An 18,038-nucleotide genomic window follows, 5' to 3' on the forward strand; every position below is an offset into this window, starting at 1 on the left:
GCCGGGCGCGGCCGCCGGCCGCAGCCGGGCCACGACGGGACCGGCTGAGCACGACGGACTCGACGTCGACCCCTGCCCCACGCCGAGTCCTGGTTGCCGTGGCCCGTGTCAGAGTCTGTCTGTGATCCCCCTGGAGTCGTGAGCGGGGATCAGCGTGGCTGAGCTGCCAGGCGGAGGTAAGAGACATAACCGGAGTCATGTCGACTGACGACAACGCAGCAGATCGCCGCGCTGGCCCCGCGCAACAGGACAGTGGGGATCAATAGACAGGCTCTCAGACCGCGGCGGCGGGTCGCCTCCCCCACCAGGCGATCCGCCGCCGCACGGCTCAGACGTGCACCACCGGGCCGTTCGCCGTCTCGCCTCGGCTGAGAAAGAGCGCCAGGCCCGCCGCGACCAGCGCCACCGCCGCGCCGACGGTGAAGGCGAAGCCCATCCCGTCGAGGAAGGCGGCGTGACTCGCCGAGGCCGTCGCGGCGGCGACGTCGGCGCTCACGCCGTCCGGGATCACCGGAACCGCCTGGGACACCTGGCTGCGCATGCCCTCGATCTCCCCGCCGCTGGGCGCGGGAAGCCCGGCCTCGACGAAACGGTCCGGGAGGGTGGCGGCCACCCGCCCGCCCAACAGGGCACCGAGCACTGCGGTACCCAGGGAGCCGCCGAGCTGCATCGCGGCCTGCTGCATCCCGCCTGCGACACCGGAGAGCCGCATCGGCGCGTTGCCCACGATCGCATCGGTCGCGGCGACCATGACCACGCCGAGGCCCCCGCCGAGCAGCAGGAACAGCAGTCCTGTCATGACCGGACCGGTGTCGGCGTCCACCAGGGACATCCCGAACAGCGCGACGGCGGTGGCGAGCAGGCCCAGCGCGGCAGGCACCCGGATGCCGAACCGCTCGATGACGCGGCCCGCCACGGGGGGCCCGAAAGCGAGCATCACCGACAGCGGCATGATCCGCAGCCCCGTCTCCAGCGGGGTGAGTCCCTGGACGCCCTGGAAGTAGAAGGTCAGGAAGAACATCGAGCCGAACATCGCCAGCGCCATCAGCAGGATCAGGATCGTGCCGATCGACAGCGAGGCGGAGCGGAAGATGCTCAGCGGAAGCAACGGCTCGCGAACCCTGCTCTGCCACCAGACGAAGACAGCGGCCAGCACCAGGCCGGTGGCGGCCGACCCGAGCGTCATCGGATGCGTCCAGCCCTCTTCCGGCGCGCTCACCAGTGCGAAGACCACGCCGAACATCGCAAGGGACAGCAGCAGGATGCCCACGACGTCGAACCGCGAGTCCGGGTCGACGGCGTGATTGGCAGGCAGCAGGCGCAGGCCGAGAGTGACGGCGAGCACCGCGATAGGGACGTTGACAAAGAAGACGGCCTGCCAGTTCACCGCCGAGACGAGGACGCCGCCCGCGATCGGCCCGGCGGCCGTCGAGGCGCCGATCAGACCGGAGAACACGCCGATCGCCCGGTTGAGCTTCTCCTTCGGGAAGCTCATTCGCAGCAGGCCCAGGGCGGAGGGGATGATCGCGGAGCCGAAGGCGCCCTGCAGGATGCGCAGCCCGATGAGGGCCGGGATGCCCTGCGACAGTCCGATCGCCAAGGACGTGAGACCGAAACCGATCACGCCGATGAAGTAGACGCGGCGGTGACCGAAGCGGTCGCCGAACTTCCCCGAGGTGATCAGGAAGACGGCCAGCCCGAGCAGATAACCATGGGTGACCCACTGGAGCTCGGCGAGCGTCGTGCCGAGGCTGGCGCCGATGGCCGGGTTGGCCACGGCGACGATGGTGCCGTCGACAGCCACCATCATCACCCCGAAGCTGATCGCGACCAGGGTCGCCCAGGGGTTGGCCTTGGACGCCCTCGGCGGCGCGTGCGCATCGGTGGTGGGCAGGCTCATGAACGTCCTCACTTTCGAGAGCCGTCAGGCGCGAAGTGGCAATCGCTGACTCTTGACACAGGATGCCACATCTTGATCGACGGGTTAGGCTCCTACCCAGGAGGCGATGTCCAATGGAGGATTCGGTCGCAGCCCTCGGCCTTCGGGAACGCAAGAAGGCGCGGACTCATGAGGCGCTGATCGACACGGCCCTGCGGCTGTTCGCGCAGCACGGCTTCGCCGCGACCACCACCGAGGAGATCGCGGCCGCGTGCGAGGTGTCCCAGCGAACCTTCTTCCGCTACTTCAACAGCAAGGAAGACGTCGTCACCGCAGTCGAGGACGCGGTGGACGACGAGTTCCTGCACCGGTTCCGGGATCGCCCGGTCGAGGAGCATCCCCTCTTCTCTCTGCGAGCCGCCGCCTTGGCGACCTGGGGAAGCCTGAACGAGTCAGCCGCCGAGCGACAGGTACTGGCGGCACGGCTCGGTGAGGAGAACCCGCCGCTGCTCGCGGCGCAGCTTCGGCGGCGGGACGACCGACAGGCGATGCTCGTCGACGAGATCGTCGAACGCACCGGCAGGCCGAGTCAGGAGGTGGAGGTGCGAGCCTGGCTGGCGGTGGGTGCCTTCACCACGGCAGTCCGGGTGGCGCACGGCATCTGGTGCGGCCGGGGCGGCACGGCTGTCACCAGCCTCTGCGAGGCGATCGAGCTCAGTCTCGACCTGCTGCCGTCGTCGCTGACCACGGCGTGGCATCTGCCCGACGCCGCCTCCTGACCGCCTGCGGCAGGACGATCCGGCCGCAGGCACCGCCGCGCTGTCGGGCTGCGGGGTCCACCGGTCGCCGCCGGTCTCGACTCTCGGAGACTCCGAGGCTGCCGACGAGCCATCGGCGCCGGTGGGCCGCGACAGCACGCGCCGTCTCGCGGGCTCCGGCCGCCACCACGCCGAACCGGCCGTCGCCCGCCCGACGGATCAGCCGCCTCCACCGCTGGAGGCGATGGCGGCCTGACGTTCCGAGAGGGCCTTGCGCAGTGCGGCAGCGGCGGGGCCGACGTGCTCCCGAAGCTCCCGAAGTCGGGCCCGGTGTCGACGACGTTCCGCGCCGGAGAACACCGTGCGAAGCTGACCCTCTGCGGCGAGCGAGGTCATCGCGGCGTCCCGGCGATCGATCCGGTCCATCGGCAGGTCGTCCTTCAGGATCGCGATCGCCTTGCGCCGCAGGTCCTCGGCGATCTCGGGATGCAGCACCTCGACCTGCCGAGCCGGGAAGACGAGCAGCGTGCGGCCCGTCGAGTGCCGGATGAGGTCGGCGTCGGCCAGCTGCTCGCCGACGGCATCGACTGCGGCCCCGCCTCGGCGGGACACCCACCACTTCCAGGCCCGAGGCTTCTCCGCCTCGACGGCGGCGAGCAGGTCGTCCTGGAGTCGGTCCGCCGTGGTCGGCCCGGACCGAGCCACGGCGGGCTTCCCGTTCTCGTCGGTCAGGAGGCCGTGCGTGAGCAGGTCGTCGAGCGCGGCCGCCCGCAGCGTCAGCCCGAGCTGGTCCCGATTCACCAGCCGATCACGCTGGAGGTCGCAGGCGAGCAGGTAGAGGCGGGGTGCGAGAGATTCTGGAGCATCCACGGCCCCGATCCTGACGTGTTTCCCGGTCAGGCGCCGAAGAACACGAGGATCAGTGCAGTCCCGTGCTCAGCAGCCGCCACCGCCGCCGCCACCTGCGCCACCACTGCCCACCCGGTTCGCCACTGCTGCCGCAGCCTGCCTGCCGAGTTCGGCCTCGTGCAGTGCCGACGCGACCGGTCCGACGTGTCCACGAAGCTCCCGAAGCCGGGCGTCGTGGCGAGCACACTGCTGCTCGGAGAGCACCGACCGCAGCCGACACTCGGCGGCCAACGACACCATCGCCACGTCTCGCCAGGCGATCCGCTGCACCGGCAGGCCGTCCTGGAGAACGCCGTGCACCCTGCGCCGCAGGTCCGCCACGACCTCCGGGCGCAGCACCTGGACCCGTCGGGTGGGGAAGATCAGCAGCGCTCGGCCGGACCAGTGCCGCACCAGACCCGCGTCAGACAGGCGCTCGCCCGTGAGCCGGACGGCCGCAGGCAGGCCGCGACCGATCCACCAGCTCCACGGCCGGGGCGGCAGTCGGCCGATGGCAGTGAGAAACCGGTCCTTCGCCGCGTCGCCGGTCCGGCACGAGCGTCGCACGGCGGGCTTACCCCGTTCGTTCCTCAACAGTCCGGCGTGGAAGAGCTCGTGGAGCGTGGCGGCATGGAGTGCGTAGCCCAGCTCGGCTCGCGCAGTCAGGCGCTCGCCCGCGAGGTCGCAGGAGAGCAGATAGAACCGGGAGGCGAGAGCATCGCGCACGTCCACACCACCCATGGTGCCCCGTCCTCTCGGCTCCTCGTCTAGGAGAGCGCAGATCACCCCGGTTCGGCGTGCGGAACGGGCCGGGATCACCTAGCCCCGACCGGCCGCCACTGCGCCGTACCCCGCGCGGGGTGTCGACGGTCCGGGCGGGTCACTCACCGCCGCCACCACCACCGCCGTCACCACCACCGCTGTCACCCCAGCCGCCGTCACCGCCGTGCCCGCTGTCTCCGCCGACGCCGCCGTCGCCGCCGCCCGAGGACCGACGTCGCGCCTCGACTGCTCCGCGTAACGCCCACGCGACGGGGCCGACGCGGGCACGAAGCTTCCGGAGGAGGACGTCGTGGCTGCCGAGAGACTCGGGGTGGAACACGCCCGCCAGCCTGCCTTCGGCGGCGAGCGACACCATCGCCGCGTCCCGACGGTCGAGCTGCTGCACCCGCACGGAGCCGTGCAGAATCCGCCGCACCCGGCGGCGCAGCTCTCCGACGACCTCGGGATGCGAGACCCGGACGCGACGGACCGGGAAGAGCAGTAACGCTCGGCGGGACGACTGCCGGACCATCCCGTCATCGGCCAGACTGCGGCCGGTCTGGCCGACGGCCGCCTTCGCGCGTTCCGTCACCCAGGCTCGCCACGGGCGTGGCTTCCCGGCGGCGACGGCGCCGAGGACCTCGTCGAACAGCGGGTCGCCGGTCCGCCCGGTGCCTGCCACCGCGGGTCGCCCCCGGCTGTCGGTGGTCAGCAGTCCCCGGCGAAGGAGGTCGTCGAGCGCGGCGGCACGAAGGACGAGTCCCAGCCGGGACCGGTGCATCAACCGCTCGCGGTCGACGTCGCAGGCGAGCAGGTAGAGCCGAGCCGCGAGAGTGTGCGGAAGATCCACGAAGTCATCCTGCCTGGTCGCCCGCCGGCACAAAGGGAAACGAGCAGATCAGTCGTGATCCGACGGCCACGGCGGGAGACGGCGGGCCGGCAGCCTCGAGGAGTTCCCGCCTGGAAGCAGCGCCGTCATCCGATCGGATCAGCCTAGCGGCTCGGGTAGCCCGGACATCGCTGGTCATTACACTCGAACAGATCACACGATCACCCGATACGGTGAGCCTTCCGTCATCCCGAGCCTGCTCAGCAAGGTCGGGCGGGCGGCCCCCGTACCGACGAACGAGCGTGCCAGCCAGGAGGCCGATGATGTCCGACCAGGAAGAGCCGCTGCTCGGGATCGATCTGGACTGGCCCAATCCGGCGCGGATGTACGACTACGCGCTGGGCGGGGCACACAACTTCGCCGTCGACCGCGAGGCGTTCGACAAGCTCCTGACCATCGACGCCGACGCGGCGCTGGTCGGCCAGACGAACCGGGCGTTCCTGCGCAGGGCCGTGCGGTACTGCGTCCAGGCAGGCATCCGCCAGTTCCTCGACCTGGGCTCCGGCATCCCCACCCAGGGCCATGCCCACGAGATCGCCCGCTCGGTCGATCCGAACGTGCGAGTGGTCTACGTGGACAACGAACCGGTCGCGGTCGCGCACTCGCGTCGATTGCTGAACTCGATCGACGGCGTCGAGATGGTCGCCGCCGACATCCGGCAGCCGGAGTCGGTGCTCGGCGCCCCGGAGACCGCGATGCTCGACCTCTCCCAGCCCATCGGGCTGCTCGCGGTCGCCGTGCTGCACTACGTCTCGCCGGACGACGACCCGGCCGGGCTGCTCGCGAAGTATCTGGAGCCGCTCGCACCGGGCAGCCTCCTCGCCGTCTCCCACACCACCGTGGACGCCGTCGACCCGGTGCAGGCCGCCGAGATGCAGAAGCTCTTCGCCTCGACCTCCAGTCCGGTGACCCACCGCAGCCACGCGGACCTCACCTCGCTGCTGTCCCCGGTGGACCTGATCGAGCCGGGCATCGTGTGGACGCCCCAGTGGCGCCCGGACGGCCCGGAGGAACTGCTCAGCGAGGAGCCGGAGCGGTCGGGCACCTACGCCGCCCTCGGGCGGATTCGAGGCTGAGACCACGCAAGGCCTGCGCCGCGTCGACCGGGGCGCGGGCCTTGCGGATCGGCCTGGGCGATCAGCGAGTGTGCCGTGCTGCTTGGCGAGGCGGATGCGCGGCAGGGCGGTGTCGGCCACGACCCGACGGATCACCGCCGCGAACAGCACCGGATCGACCGGGCGCTCTGGGGCGAGCCAGCCGACCGGCGGCCGTCGGAGGCCGCGTCGACGGCAGGCAGCCTCGTTCGTGCTCGCAAGACCTCGGGACGTCGAGCGCCGACGGGACGACCCGGACGCCGGGTCGACCGGCAGCAACGCGGCCGGGCGAGGCTGAGGCGCCGGAGTGCCGAGGCGCCGGAGTGCACAAGGGACGGCCGCCCCCGGACAAGCCACGGCCCCGACACGAATGGACAGTGCCGGGGCCGGTAAGGAGGTACCCAGAAAATCGGCGCACATTCGACGTACCTGACTCCGCCGATCAGGTGACATTAGGCTGGGCGACACGGCCGAAGAACTCACTGATCGTCACTGTTCGCCCCGATCCGCCCCGGCAGGAGCCCGGACGGACGTCACCGAGGCACGCGATCCCGGTACATCAAGCAGCTGACTGCTTGTCACCCCGGGACAGGCAGGCGACGACCTGCCCCGGTCGACGTTCGCCGCGTCACGCCGCCGAGCGAACCAGGCTGAAGCGACGGAATCTCACCTGATCGAGTGATGTCTGCCGAAGCTGCTGCATCTTGTGAGCACAGTGAACAAGCTGTGTGCGGGGAGATGGATCAGCAGGGTGGAGTCATCGTGAGTCTGGAGACAGAGGCAGTCCTCTGGTCACGAGCGAAGGTGTCTGAGTCAACCGATCTCCGTCTCGCCCCGTCGGGGAGGGACCGGGCGGCGATCACCGTCGCACCGAAACCCGTCGGCGGGTCCGGCGCGACCGGGACGTCGTCGAACACCGTGCACCGGCCCGTCCCGGCCGTCGAACCGATCTCTCGGCGCTTACCCGCACCAGCCGCGAACGACGAGGCCGCCGATCCGCCCGCAGGCAGGCTGCCGCGGCTGCACCGAGGCCCGGCAGGCAGGCGCAGCCTGCCCGACGTCCTCTCGATCGCGGCCGGGGCCGAGGACGAGACGACCTCTCACCCGACGGCTGCCGGCCCCGAGCAGGACACGCGCTCGGTCGCGGAGCACCTTGAGAGCCCAGCGGGAACCGAGCGGCCCCAGACTCGGGAGAAACCCGAGCCCAAGGCCGGTCGCGAGGTCCTCGTCCGCGCGGAGGGCACCGTCGGCCCGAAGGCACCTGCCCGCTCCGAAGTGCCCGAACACTGCGTGGCGGACGGCGGCGACGCCGAGTGCGTCGCGATCGACGTCGCGATCGACGTCGCCATGGTCGGCGCCGTCGTGCCTGCGCGTCCCGCGCTCCCCGGCAGTGCCCTTGGTCGAACGGTGCCGTCGCCGCGCGGCGGCGTCGAGGCGATCGGCCCGGGCCTCGCCGCCTCGGCCCCTCGACGCACCGCCCTGGCCCGGCTTCCGCAGCCGAGGAGCAATGGCGCAGAGCCCGTCGGGCGACGCGGTCGCGGGAACCCCACCGCCGTGGCGGCCTGCGACGAACCCACGTCCTGCGGGCCGGGGGCCGCCGAGGTCCGGGCCCGCGTCGGTCGGGCCGCCGACAGAACAGCCGACTCGGCAGGCTCCGGAACCCCCGGCAGGGTCGAAGGCCGCCACTGAACGGGTCACAGCAGTTCACGCCGCCCGCGAACCCGCAATAGTCGACGCCGGCCAGAAGCCTGCGGCCGAATAAGCGGCAGCGGAATACCCGGTCGACAATCACCCGGACGCCGTAACGGGGTCGCGCAGACGGACGATGCTCGAACAGAATGTACCGTGCCGACCTAACGGCACGCAGTGAACAGGAGTCGAGTAATGGTCGACAACCGGTCGACTTTCAACCTGACCGAACAGCCCTGGATTCCGGTACGTACCGGTGGAACGGTCCGCCGTATCGGTTTACGAGAGCTGTTCGAAAAAGCCCATGAGATCGAGGATCTGGCGGTGCCCATCCCGCCCGCAGCCGCCGCGCTCTGGCGAGTCCTCTATGCGATCACGGCACAGATCACCGGGCTGAACACGGCGTTAAACAGCTCAGATCCCGACGTCGACGGCTGGATGGCCGCCAGGAACGCCGTGCTGGAGCGGGGTGCGCTGAGTGCGGAACTCGTCGCGGAGCACTTCACGAGCAATCGTTCAAAATTCTACCTCTTTCACGCGGATCGTCCCTGGATGCAGGAGCCGCGACTCATCGAGGAATGTTTAGTTGCGTCCGGCGTCAACAAGCTCGTGGCAGGCAGGCCCGCAGGCAACAATCAGGTCTGGTTCGGCCACTTCAGCGATGTCGAACCGCAACCGATACCCGCAGGCGAAGCAGTCCTGCACCTGCTGGTACAGCTTTATTACGGACCGGCTGGAAAGTGCACCGCCCGCCGGATCGCCGGGCACGCCGAATCGAACAGCACGAAAGGCGTGCTTCGCTCGACAACCTCTTTTCACCCCATCGGGGCGAATCTGTTCGAGTCGCTCGTCGCAGGCGTGCCCGGCCCCCCGGCGAATGCGGACGCGAGTATCGACCGCTGCGGGTGGGAACAGCCGCTCCTCGACCCGCTCGGTCCGCCGCCAGAGCCGACCTGGCCCGGCGGCCTGTTGACCGGACGCAGTCGCCACGCCGTCCTGCTCGTACCCGACGCGACGGGCACGCTCGTCACCGACGCCTATCTCACCTGGGCATGGCGAGCCCCCTCCGTCGAGGCCCGCGATCCCTATCTCGTCTACGACACCAGCCGAGAGGGCCGGGCCTACCCCCGCCCCGCGTCCAGTGACCGAGCGGTGTGGCGAGACCTGGACTCCCTGCTGTTGCGAGCCTCGGTCGACTCCGGTGCGGCGCCGCGCAGGCCCGCGCTGTTCGACGGGCTGGCGAGGCTGCCGAGCGAGGTGCGCGACCGACTGCGTCTCGCCGCCTACGGATTCGACCAGGACGGCCAGACCCGCGACCGGCAGTGGTTCTCCGCCTCGATACCGCCCGTTCTGCGTCATCTGGAGGAGCACGACCCGATCACGGCGATCCACATCGGTGAACTGCACCGTGCCGCCGAGGCCGTCGGCCGCAGGCTCCAGCACTGTCTCGGGGACGCGTGGCGCGACGTCACGTCGGCGGCGTCTCGGGAGAAGGACCGTGGTGGTCCCTGGCCGGTGCGCGCCGCGCAGCACTACTGGCCGTCGGCGGAGCGCGAGTTCTGGTCCCGCCTGCGCACCGGAGACGTCGACGCCGACCCGTGGGTGTTCCAGCAGCTGGCCCATCGCGCGATCGACGCCGCGCTCAGTCCCACCGACGAGGCAGATCTGCGCATCGCGCGGGCGGTCGACCTCGCCCGGCGCCGACTGAGCCGAGTCCTCACGAAGGAGACCCGGTGATCCGAACCCAGCCCAGTCGCGAGGTACGGGAGGAGTTCGTCGCGCACGTGCTGCGACTGTGCGCCGAGTCGACGCGGGTCCGTTCCGCCCTACGTGCCTGCGCGGGCCGCAGGCCGGAACGGATGGCACCCGAGGTGCACGCCGCCGTGACCAGGAGGCTGCCCCCGCACGCCTCCCCCGGCACCGAGCAGGCGTTCTACACGATCGCGGGCCTCATCGCCGCCCGACCCTGGACGACGACTCCGGATCAGGCAGGCGGGCCCGGCAGTCCCGGTGCGATCGGCCTCGTCGCGGTCTCGGAGCGCGGCACGACCGAACCGCGCGCCCTCGACGTCCGCACCGTCGACGCGCGGGTGGCCGACGCGACGGCGACGGCTCTCCTGCCTGCCGCACGCAGGCCGGGGGCCGTCCCCGCCTCGTTCGACCACGTCCGATTCGAACCGGTCTCGTTCGCCCCGGCCATCGAGCAGTCGGCCGCACCGTACCCGGCCGCACCGCATCATCCCGACCTCGGTCACGCCCTGGCCCGAGCCACGGTGGCAGGCCGAGGCGAACGGCGACCGATGCCGGTGAGCAACGCGGAGAAGCACCTGCACCTGCTGTCCAGGCAGGGTCTCACCGGCATTCACCGCCATCTGCCCGCCGTGGTCCGGCGGCTGCACGACCTCGACCAGCAGATCGACTGGTCCCGACTGCTCGCCGACCTGCTCACCTGGGAAGACGAGCCACGCATGGTGGCGCGTCGCTGGCTCCAGTCGTTCTACCGGACCCTCCCGCGTGACATCCACCCCGCTAGCCAGGAGGCAGAGCGATGACCGCGTCCGCTCCCCGTCATCTCGACATCCACATCCTGCACACGCTGCCCTACTCCAATCTCAACCGCGACGACCTCGGCTCCCCGAAGTCGCTGCTCTTCGGCGGCACGCCGCGCACCAGGGTGTCCAGTCAGTGTTGGAAGCGCGCGGTGCGACTCGAAGTGGAGAGCGGCGTCGGTGAGGCGGCGGTCCGCACCCGTCGGCTGCCCGTCGAGGTCGCCAGGGCACTGGCCGACCGACACGACTGGCCCGTCGAGCTCGCCGAGTTCGCGGGCAGGCACGTCGCCGCGGCGGCGGGTCTCGGCGTCGACAAGGACGATCTGACGGTGCTCGTCTTCCTGCCCGCTCGAGCCGTCGACGAGCTGGTGGAGCTGTGCGTCCGTCATCGCGGCGACCTGGACGCCGCGCTCATCGCGCTCAGAGGTCGGGCGCGACCGCAGGCGAAGAAGGGCGAGAGCGTCCTGCCCGCCGCCCAGGTGAAGGAGCTGATCGGCGGGCGCAACAGCATCACCGCGCTGTTCGGTCGCATGCTCGCCGAGCTGCCGGAGTCCAAGGTCGACGGGGCGGTGCAGCTCGCACACGCCTTCACCACGCACGCCACGGAGCCGGAGATCGACTTCTTCACCGCCGTGGACGACCTCAACCCCGTGGAGGCCACCGGCGGCGGACATCTGAACACGGCCGAGTTCAGCTCCGGGGTCTTCTATCGCTATGCCAGCCTCAACCTCGCGGACCTGACCTCGAACCTCGGCGGCGACCGGGCCGAGGTCTCCGCCGTGACGGAGGCGTTCGTGACCGCCTTCCTCAGCGCGCTGCCCAACGCGAAGAAGACCAGCACCGCACCGTTCACCGTCCCGGACCTCGCCTACGTCGCGGTGCGCGGCGACCGCCCCGTTTCGCTGGCCGCCGCCTTCGAGGACGCGGTCTCCACCCGCGACGGCGCGGGTTTCGCGAAGGCCTCCCGGCGGCGGCTGGACGACTACAACGCGAAGATCGGCCTGCTGCTCGGCGACGTCGAGATCGCCTTCCATGGTCACGCCACCCTGGACGACGGGCCGTTCCACGCGCTGGGGAGCAGGCAGCGCAGCTTCCCGGAGCTGGTCGCGGGCGCTCTGAGTGCGGTGAACGGGCTGCCAGCATGAGCGGCGTACTGCTCCGACTCGCGGGGCCGCTGCAGGCCTGGGGCACCGCCGCCGCCTTCGCCGAACGCGACACCAGAAGCCATCCGACGAGATCGGCCCTGCTCGGCATGATCCTCGCCGCCGAGGGGCGGGCCCGTGGCGACGACCTCGATCCGGCCTGGGCTGCGTTGGAGTTCACCGTGCGGGTCGACCGGCCCGGCACCCGACTGGTCGACTTCCACACGGTCGGCGGCGGCTATCCACGCAGCAGGACCGTGCCGACCTCGGAGGGTCGACGACGGTCCGAGGCCACCGCGACCCTGGTGTCCCGGCGGCACTACCTCAGCGACGCGGCATTCGTCGTGGCCGCTCACGGCCCCGACGAGCTGGCCGACCGCGCCGCCGCCGCACTCCGGGTGCCGCACTGGGCGCCCTATCTCGGCAGGCGTTCGTGCCCGGCCGATCAGCCGATGCTGCTGACCAGAGAGCCGATCGAGGATGCCGAGGCCGAGCTGTATCACGTGCCGCTGGCCCGCTCCCGGCCCGACCATCCCGTCGAACGGGTCGACGTCGACTTCATCCGGTCCGCCCACGGCGACCAGACCGGCATGGAGCACGGCGAGGAGCTGGACGACATCCCGATCTCGTTCCATCCGCATCGACGGACGTACCACACCCGACGAGTCGTGGTCCGTACCGAGGCGCTGCCCGCCGAGCTGTGCGGCGGCATCGGCGCCGACTATCTCGACACCCTGGCCGTCTACCTTGGGATCTCCGCACCATGACCACATGGCTCACCCGAATCCAGCCGAACCTGAGCAATTCGCGCAGCAGGGCGGATCTGCACGACTTCGTCGGGCTGCACCGGACCGTCATGTCGTTGTTCCCGGAGGAGCTGGGCGACATGCCCCGCAGGCAGGCGGGAGCGTTGTTCCGCGTCGACTCCGGCCCGGCCGGTGATCAGCTGCTGGTGCAGAGCAGCCTGCGTCCGGAGCCCGCCCGCCTGCCGCCGGATTACGGGACGCTGCGGACCACCGAGCTGACCGCGCTGCTCGATGCGTTGGAGGACACGATGATCGTGCACTATCGACTGGTCGCCAACACCAGCAAACGACTGGCCAAGGACACCGACCGACATCGTCGAGGACAGCTCGTCTCACTCAAGGGGGACGAGATCCTGGACTGGTGGCATCGACGCAGCGCCGAGCACGGCCTGGCACTGGCGTCGGCGGAGGCGACCGCCGTGACGGCACCGCGCAGCAGAGACCGGACGGCGATACGCCATGCCCGCACCCGTTTCCAGGGCGTCGCCAGGGTGGTGGACGCGGAACTGCTCCGCAACGCGGTGCTCTCCGGCATCGGTCGGGCACGGGCCTACGGCTGCGGGCTGCTCAGTGTGGTACCGGCCAGGTCGCGTTCCTGATCCCGGTGGTGCCCGGGCACGACCGAGAGGCCGAGTCGGGCACCGGTCCGCGCTGACGTTCCCGTCCGGTCGTCTCCTCACCTCGTGGGGGTGCACCCCAGTCCGCATCGGCGACCAGCATCGGACGAGCTCTCGTTCCTCACCCTCGTGGGGGTTCTCCTGTCCAGTACCGGGTTCCTCCGCAGGGTGACGGCGGCGGGACGGAGATCGATCGAAGAAATCGGGTCGAACTCGCGTCACACCCGGCGACGCGCCGCGTCTCGTCACTGTCATCTCCATACCGGTGGAGGTGTCACGGAGGTACACAGCAAGGCCGACGGTCGGCTCGCCGCTCCCCACGTCAGTGGGGGTGTTCCGCACGGCGGGAGCGTCAGTTCCCCGGAAGGACACATCTCCTCACGCCGGTGGGGGTCTCACCGGAGGCGGCCGTCGGCGCAGGCGTGATCCGGACTGCGAGCGATGCGGACGGCTCCTCACGCCAGGAGTGAGGGTGAGCCAGAGGGCGCAGCCGAACCGCCGCAGCCGAGGCCATGTCCCCACGCTCGTGGGGGTGTCACCTGATTCGGTCGACGCCGCAGCATGACGTCCGAGACCGTTCCGCACCCGCGTGGAGTGGTGCCCCACCGGTTCGGCGCCGTCGATGCGATCGAATTCGGCGTCGTCGATTCTGCGCCGCGTCATGTCGTCGAATCACGCCGGTGTCGACGGCGATTCCGGAAACCGAGCCGAATGATTGCCGCAGGCGACCGACCGCTTTTAGCCTGGGCGCTCATCGACTCGGCCGACGCGCGGTCGTCGCCCCGGTCAGACCGCCGTGTCACGCGAGGGACAGTGCCGACGTCCGAGAATCGCCAGGCGCGTGACATCGCCGAGCACGATTCGTGAGGAGTCCAGCAGATGCTCCATCGACGTCTTCGCCCACTACTCGGCATCGTCGCCGCAGGTGCGCTGATCACCACGCTCTCGCCGGCAGGCTACGCCGAACAGGACCCATCGCCCGTCGAGGTCGCGACCTCGACGGGATCAGCCGAGACTCCCGCTCCGACGGGCTCAGCAGACGGCGCGGTCGCGGCCGATCGCGCGGACCTCGCCCAGGACTGGAATCCGCCGGGTCATCTGGTGCAGCCGCTGGCCGAGGTCTGGAATCACGTGGAGACCACCTACCCGGATCTGTACGGATTCCGCAATTACGGCTGGGATCAACTCGTGGCGAACAACGGTCAGATCAATTACTGCGTCCGCTGGGATTCCGCCGCGCCGGTGTCCGCGCAGTTACGCGACCAGATTCACACCGCGCTGCGGCGACAGGTGTCCAAGTGGATGGGCACCATGCAGCAGGGCGTGCTCGGCTGGCCCTATGCCGAGGTCGGTGTGAACATCGTCGGCTGGGCGGTCCGCGACCGGTCGACCCTGCAGTGGAACGACGACTCGGTCGACATCTACGTCAACGACATCCGCGAGAACGCCCCGCAGTGCGCCGAGGTCTGCGGACGGTTCTTCAACCAGAACGGCGACTACTCACGATGCCCCGGCGGCGCGGCGCGGCATTACGACCAGTCGCTGTGGCTGACCGCAGGCATGGGCGGCGGCGCGGGCGGCGACTGGGGGCAGCGCATCGGCAGCGAGTACATGGTCAACTCGCTCGGCCAGGACAACATCCACATCCTGTTGCACGAGATCGGCCACACCTTCGGGCTGGACGACTTCTACGACTGGACTCCCACCGGCGTGGGCGGGTTCCTGATGAAGGCGGGCACCGCCTCGCAGGTCACCGAGTTCGACGCCTGGATGTTCAAGGACTTCTGGCGACATCTGCGCAGCCGATACGGCCTCTGACCACCGGAGCCTTCAGTCACCTCGCGACGGCGGGCCGGCTACCGCGCCAGCACCCGGCCCGCCGCTGCCTGTCCTCAACCGCAGGCGGTCCGGCCGAACTCGGCCGCCACGTCAGCCGAGACGGCGGGCGACTCGCCCGCGAGCAGGCAGGCGGTACAGGGCATCCCCTCGCCGGGGGCGACGGTCTCCGCCTGAGCGCTCGGCAGCCTGGTCCCGCAGCGAGCCAGCAGCGTCGAGCCCTCGGGCACCTCGGGTGTGCAGAGATGCACCACCCGCCGAGCCATGCCGATGACGTCGGATCGGCTCGTCAACCGAGCCAACACCAGCGGCGCACCGCTGCGCTCCGACAGTTCCTCCTGCGGCGGGCCTAAGAGCACGTCCTGACACTCGAGACAGTCCCGCACGCCCACGGCAGGCACTCCCGGCTCGACCTCGAACGGCCCCGGCCGGATCGCCACGACCCGCCCGCACACCGTGGTCGCCTCGACGCCGGGCGGCGGCCTGCACCCGAGGAGGACATGCCGGTCCAGCAGCAGGCCGAACCTCGGCAGCGTGTCCTGGTGGTATCGCTCGCCCGTCGTGGGCACTCCCGCAGACCTTCGGCGGGTCTGTCGGACTCGATCTGACGGCCACCCGTCCCCCCTCGGTGATCGCACGTCGTCTCCTCTGCTCAGCGGCGCGAGCCCGAGATCGACCCGGTCGACCGGGTCGACGCCGGGAGAGCCCCGTCGATGATCGGTGCGGCCCGACGAATCGGGGTCGATCGCGGCAGCCCGACACCCGCCGAAGACCGGGGAGGCGCCGCAGGACGGGTTGCGGGCGCAGCGGGACGGTCGTGCCCCAGGTGCGAACGCGGCTTCCCGGACTGCCCGGTCGAGGATTCCCCCGCCGAGCCCCCGGGCGGGAAGCACAGCGGACACGGGGACATCGGGGTCGCCGCGTCCGCCGGACGTAATGCCGCACCACAGACCGCCACGGTCACCGAATGATAGTTGGGGTCCATCCGGTGTTCCAGGCTGCGGAAGACGCCGATCCAACGACGACCGCCTCCACCGGCCGGCTCGGAGCCGCGCCCAGAGTTCATCGCGGACCGCGCACTGCTCGACGCGACGGCCTGGTTTCACCGGGCATCGGCAGGCAGGCGACGGTCCGGGCAGCGGTGATCGTCGACGACGGCCGTGCCGAGTGGCAGGCGGATCGACATCGAGGACCCCCGCACCGGCAGGACCGATGTCGGGTTCGGTCTACCCGACGCCGGCCGGAGACTCGGGCGGCCGACACCGGGTGTCTCATGGTCGGCGAGACCCTCGGCTGCGGAGACCAGAACATCGCGATCACTCCCCTCACTGGCGCCACGCCGGACAAGCGTGGCGGTCTGGGGCTCGGGCGGGCGAGGAGTGAAGCCGATAGTCCCGACCCAACCGCGCGACCGAAGGCGCCGGTCGAGGCGGGCCTGATCCACGCCGCAGGCACGATCAGGCGGATCGGAGACGGGAGACCTGTTCGGCCAGGTCGCGGGCGTCGCCCTGCCCGGCATGCAGTTCAGCGGCCTGCTGCACCCACCCCAGGCGGTCCAGCAGCCGCGAGGATCTGACGCCGTCCATCCGCTGTAGCACCTCGGCGCCTGCCCGGACCCCGCCGGAGACCTCGCCTGCCCGAAGCCGGTTGACCGCGATCGCGATCAGATCGGACGTGCGGGACCGCGCGTCCGTCTCCGCTCTCATGTCGAAGGAGCGGGTGGCGTGCTCGAGGCCCGCCCCGGAGAACGAGCGGTCCCGAGCCGACAGTGCGGTGTAGGCCATCCCGGCGATGCCCTCGATCTCGGCCTCGCTCATGAAGGCGAGCCAGGACGGCACGTCCTGATCGGACTCCCTGGCCAGCTCCTCGGCGGCCCTGGTGAGCTGCACCCTCGTCTGCCCCGCGTTGCCGAGCTCCGCGTAGGCCCATGCCTCGTTCAGATGCAGCAGGGCGACCGCGCGCGGGGAGTTCGCGTCCTGGGCCGACATCTGCCCGAGCTGGAAGACCTTCAGTGCGTTCCCCGGCTCGCCGTCGTGCAGATACACCCGCCCCATCTGGAAGAGCACCTTCGCCGCCAGCGCGTGTTCCCGGCTCTCCTTGGCCAGCACCAGCGCGTTGGCGAAATGGCGGACCGCGTGTCTGGTCGACCCGAGGTCGAACGACACCCAGCCCGCCAGTGAATGCAGGTCCGCGAGGGTCTGTTGTAATCGAGTGCGCACCGCGTCGCTCGCGGCGGCCTCCAGCAGCCCGTCCGCCCATTCCAGGTGCGCGGTGACCGCCGAGCGGACGGAACCGCCGCCGTATCGATCGTCTTGAGCACGGAAGAAGCCGATCGTCGCCTCCAGATTCGCGACGTCCTGCATTCCGACTCGGCTCGGCCTCGGCCCCGGTTCGGGGAGCACGCGAATACTCTCCAGTTCGCTGGCGCTCAAACCCACGACGGCGGCCTTGGCTACCAGGCCGAGAAAGCCTCGACGCTCCATGTCGCTGTCTCCTTCCGTCTGTTCTCGCAGATCGACGGCCTGCACACCGTCATATGCCAGACCCATCAATCCGCGTGGCACACCGAGACCGTCGGCGATACGAGACAGCACGTCATAAGCCATCACCTGCCGACCGTTCATGATCTCGGAGATCTCCGGCTGCGCCTGGCCGGTGAGTCCCGCGATCCTGCGTTGTGAGACGCCGCGCCGCTTGAGCTGCCGATAGACCGCGCCGATATCGCGGACCGCCAAGGACGCGCGCATCTCTGGTTCGTGCCACACCGCCGGATCAACGGGTGCCTTCGGACTGTCGCCGGCTGTGTTCATGCCGCCCCCCTATACCGCTCCCCGCCGCTCAACGTATCCGATCGCAGGTAGCGGAGGAGGATTTCGGAGCAAGGTGATAGGCCAAGCAGATCACCCGCCCGGATCATGGCCGGGCAGGCACCGAAGTCCGTCAAAAGTCGATCTTCATCGGCAACGACTCGGCGGCGTCGCGCGGCATATCGGCGGTGTTCGGCGCTGAACAGCGAATCGTCGGTTCAATCGTTGATCGACTCGATTATTGTCGCCGCATCTTTCTGTCGGAAATGCGATGCGTGCGCCCGAAGAACGCCACGGGAACGGCGGAGGGGCCGCGCTGGCC

At 70.3% G+C, this 18,038-nt stretch carries 15 protein-coding genes; 9 read left to right on the forward strand and 6 right to left on the reverse strand.

What is annotated here, in order from left to right:
• Positions 1-328: 328 nt before the first annotated feature.
• Positions 329-1,900, reverse strand: coding sequence for an MFS transporter (locus tag UA75_RS23730; protein ID WP_075742152.1), 1,572 nt, complete (start codon positions 1,898-1,900; stop codon positions 329-331).
• A gap of 113 nt (positions 1,901-2,013) precedes the next feature.
• Here UA75_RS23730 and UA75_RS23735 point away from each other — a divergent pair, with 113 nt between their 5' ends.
• Positions 2,014-2,658 (forward strand): TetR/AcrR family transcriptional regulator, encoded by a 645-nt coding sequence (locus UA75_RS23735; protein ID WP_075742153.1) that lies wholly within the window; start codon positions 2,014-2,016, stop codon positions 2,656-2,658.
• 198 nt (positions 2,659-2,856) lie between these two features.
• On the opposite strand, the gene UA75_RS23740 is transcribed toward UA75_RS23735, so the two are convergent.
• The 3 genes from UA75_RS23740 to UA75_RS34100 form a co-directional block, all read right to left on the reverse strand.
• Positions 2,857-3,507 carry a GOLPH3/VPS74 family protein gene (locus tag UA75_RS23740; RefSeq protein WP_075742154.1) on the reverse strand — a complete coding sequence of 217 codons (651 nt, stop codon included), beginning with the start codon at positions 3,505-3,507 and terminating at the stop codon, positions 2,857-2,859.
• 66 nt (positions 3,508-3,573) lie between these two features.
• The gene (locus UA75_RS23745) at positions 3,574-4,266 is read right to left on the reverse strand and encodes a GOLPH3/VPS74 family protein (protein WP_083683527.1); all 693 of its coding nucleotides are present in this window, start codon (positions 4,264-4,266) and stop codon (positions 3,574-3,576) included.
• A 139-nt stretch (positions 4,267-4,405) separates the two neighbouring features.
• Positions 4,406-5,137: a GOLPH3/VPS74 family protein gene (locus tag UA75_RS34100; protein WP_075742156.1), complete on the reverse strand. Its 732-nt coding sequence runs from the start codon at positions 5,135-5,137 to the stop codon at positions 4,406-4,408.
• 299 nt (positions 5,138-5,436) lie between these two features.
• Between UA75_RS34100 and UA75_RS23755 the strand changes: the two genes are divergently transcribed.
• From UA75_RS23755 to UA75_RS23795, 8 genes are all read left to right on the forward strand, one after another.
• On the forward strand, positions 5,437-6,252 hold the full coding sequence (locus UA75_RS23755; protein WP_232237384.1) for an SAM-dependent methyltransferase: 816 nt from the start codon (positions 5,437-5,439) through the stop codon (positions 6,250-6,252).
• An 822-nt stretch (positions 6,253-7,074) separates the two neighbouring features.
• Complete coding sequence (locus tag UA75_RS23765) at positions 7,075-7,959, forward strand: hypothetical protein (RefSeq protein WP_157434399.1); 885 nt, start codon at positions 7,075-7,077, stop codon at positions 7,957-7,959.
• 195 nt (positions 7,960-8,154) lie between these two features.
• The gene (gene casA, locus UA75_RS23770; protein WP_075742159.1) at positions 8,155-9,696 is read left to right on the forward strand and encodes a type I-E CRISPR-associated protein Cse1/CasA; all 1,542 of its coding nucleotides are present in this window, start codon (positions 8,155-8,157) and stop codon (positions 9,694-9,696) included.
• Positions 9,693-10,511 (forward strand): type I-E CRISPR-associated protein Cse2/CasB, encoded by an 819-nt coding sequence (gene casB / locus UA75_RS23775; protein WP_075742160.1) that lies wholly within the window; start codon positions 9,693-9,695, stop codon positions 10,509-10,511. Before casA ends, casB begins: the two co-directional genes overlap by 4 nt.
• Positions 10,508-11,653, forward strand: a complete 1,146-nt coding sequence (cas7e, locus tag UA75_RS23780) for a type I-E CRISPR-associated protein Cas7/Cse4/CasC (RefSeq protein WP_075742161.1) — start codon at positions 10,508-10,510, stop codon at positions 11,651-11,653. Before casB ends, cas7e begins: the two co-directional genes overlap by 4 nt.
• Positions 11,650-12,417 (forward strand): type I-E CRISPR-associated protein Cas5/CasD, encoded by a 768-nt coding sequence (gene cas5e / locus UA75_RS23785; RefSeq protein ID WP_075742162.1) that lies wholly within the window; start codon positions 11,650-11,652, stop codon positions 12,415-12,417. Before cas7e ends, cas5e begins: the two co-directional genes overlap by 4 nt.
• Positions 12,414-13,055 carry a type I-E CRISPR-associated protein Cas6/Cse3/CasE gene (gene cas6e, locus UA75_RS23790; RefSeq protein ID WP_075742163.1) on the forward strand — a complete coding sequence of 214 codons (642 nt, stop codon included), beginning with the start codon at positions 12,414-12,416 and terminating at the stop codon, positions 13,053-13,055. Before cas5e ends, cas6e begins: the two co-directional genes overlap by 4 nt.
• Positions 13,056-13,952: 897 nt before the next feature.
• Positions 13,953-14,891, forward strand: coding sequence for a hypothetical protein (locus UA75_RS23795; RefSeq protein ID WP_232237385.1), 939 nt, complete (start codon positions 13,953-13,955; stop codon positions 14,889-14,891).
• A 74-nt stretch (positions 14,892-14,965) separates the two neighbouring features.
• Here UA75_RS23795 and UA75_RS23800 read toward each other — a convergent pair whose 3' ends face one another.
• Complete coding sequence (locus tag UA75_RS23800) at positions 14,966-15,478, reverse strand: hypothetical protein (RefSeq protein ID WP_075742164.1); 513 nt, start codon at positions 15,476-15,478, stop codon at positions 14,966-14,968.
• An 888-nt stretch (positions 15,479-16,366) separates the two neighbouring features.
• On the reverse strand, positions 16,367-17,656 hold the full coding sequence (locus tag UA75_RS23805; protein ID WP_083684135.1) for a helix-turn-helix domain-containing protein: 1,290 nt from the start codon (positions 17,654-17,656) through the stop codon (positions 16,367-16,369).
• Positions 17,657-18,038 lie beyond the last annotated feature (382 nt).

The organism is Actinoalloteichus sp. GBA129-24, from assembly GCF_001941645.1.
In the GTDB taxonomy this organism is placed as follows: Bacteria; Actinomycetota; Actinomycetes; order Mycobacteriales; family Pseudonocardiaceae; genus Actinoalloteichus_A; species Actinoalloteichus_A fjordicus.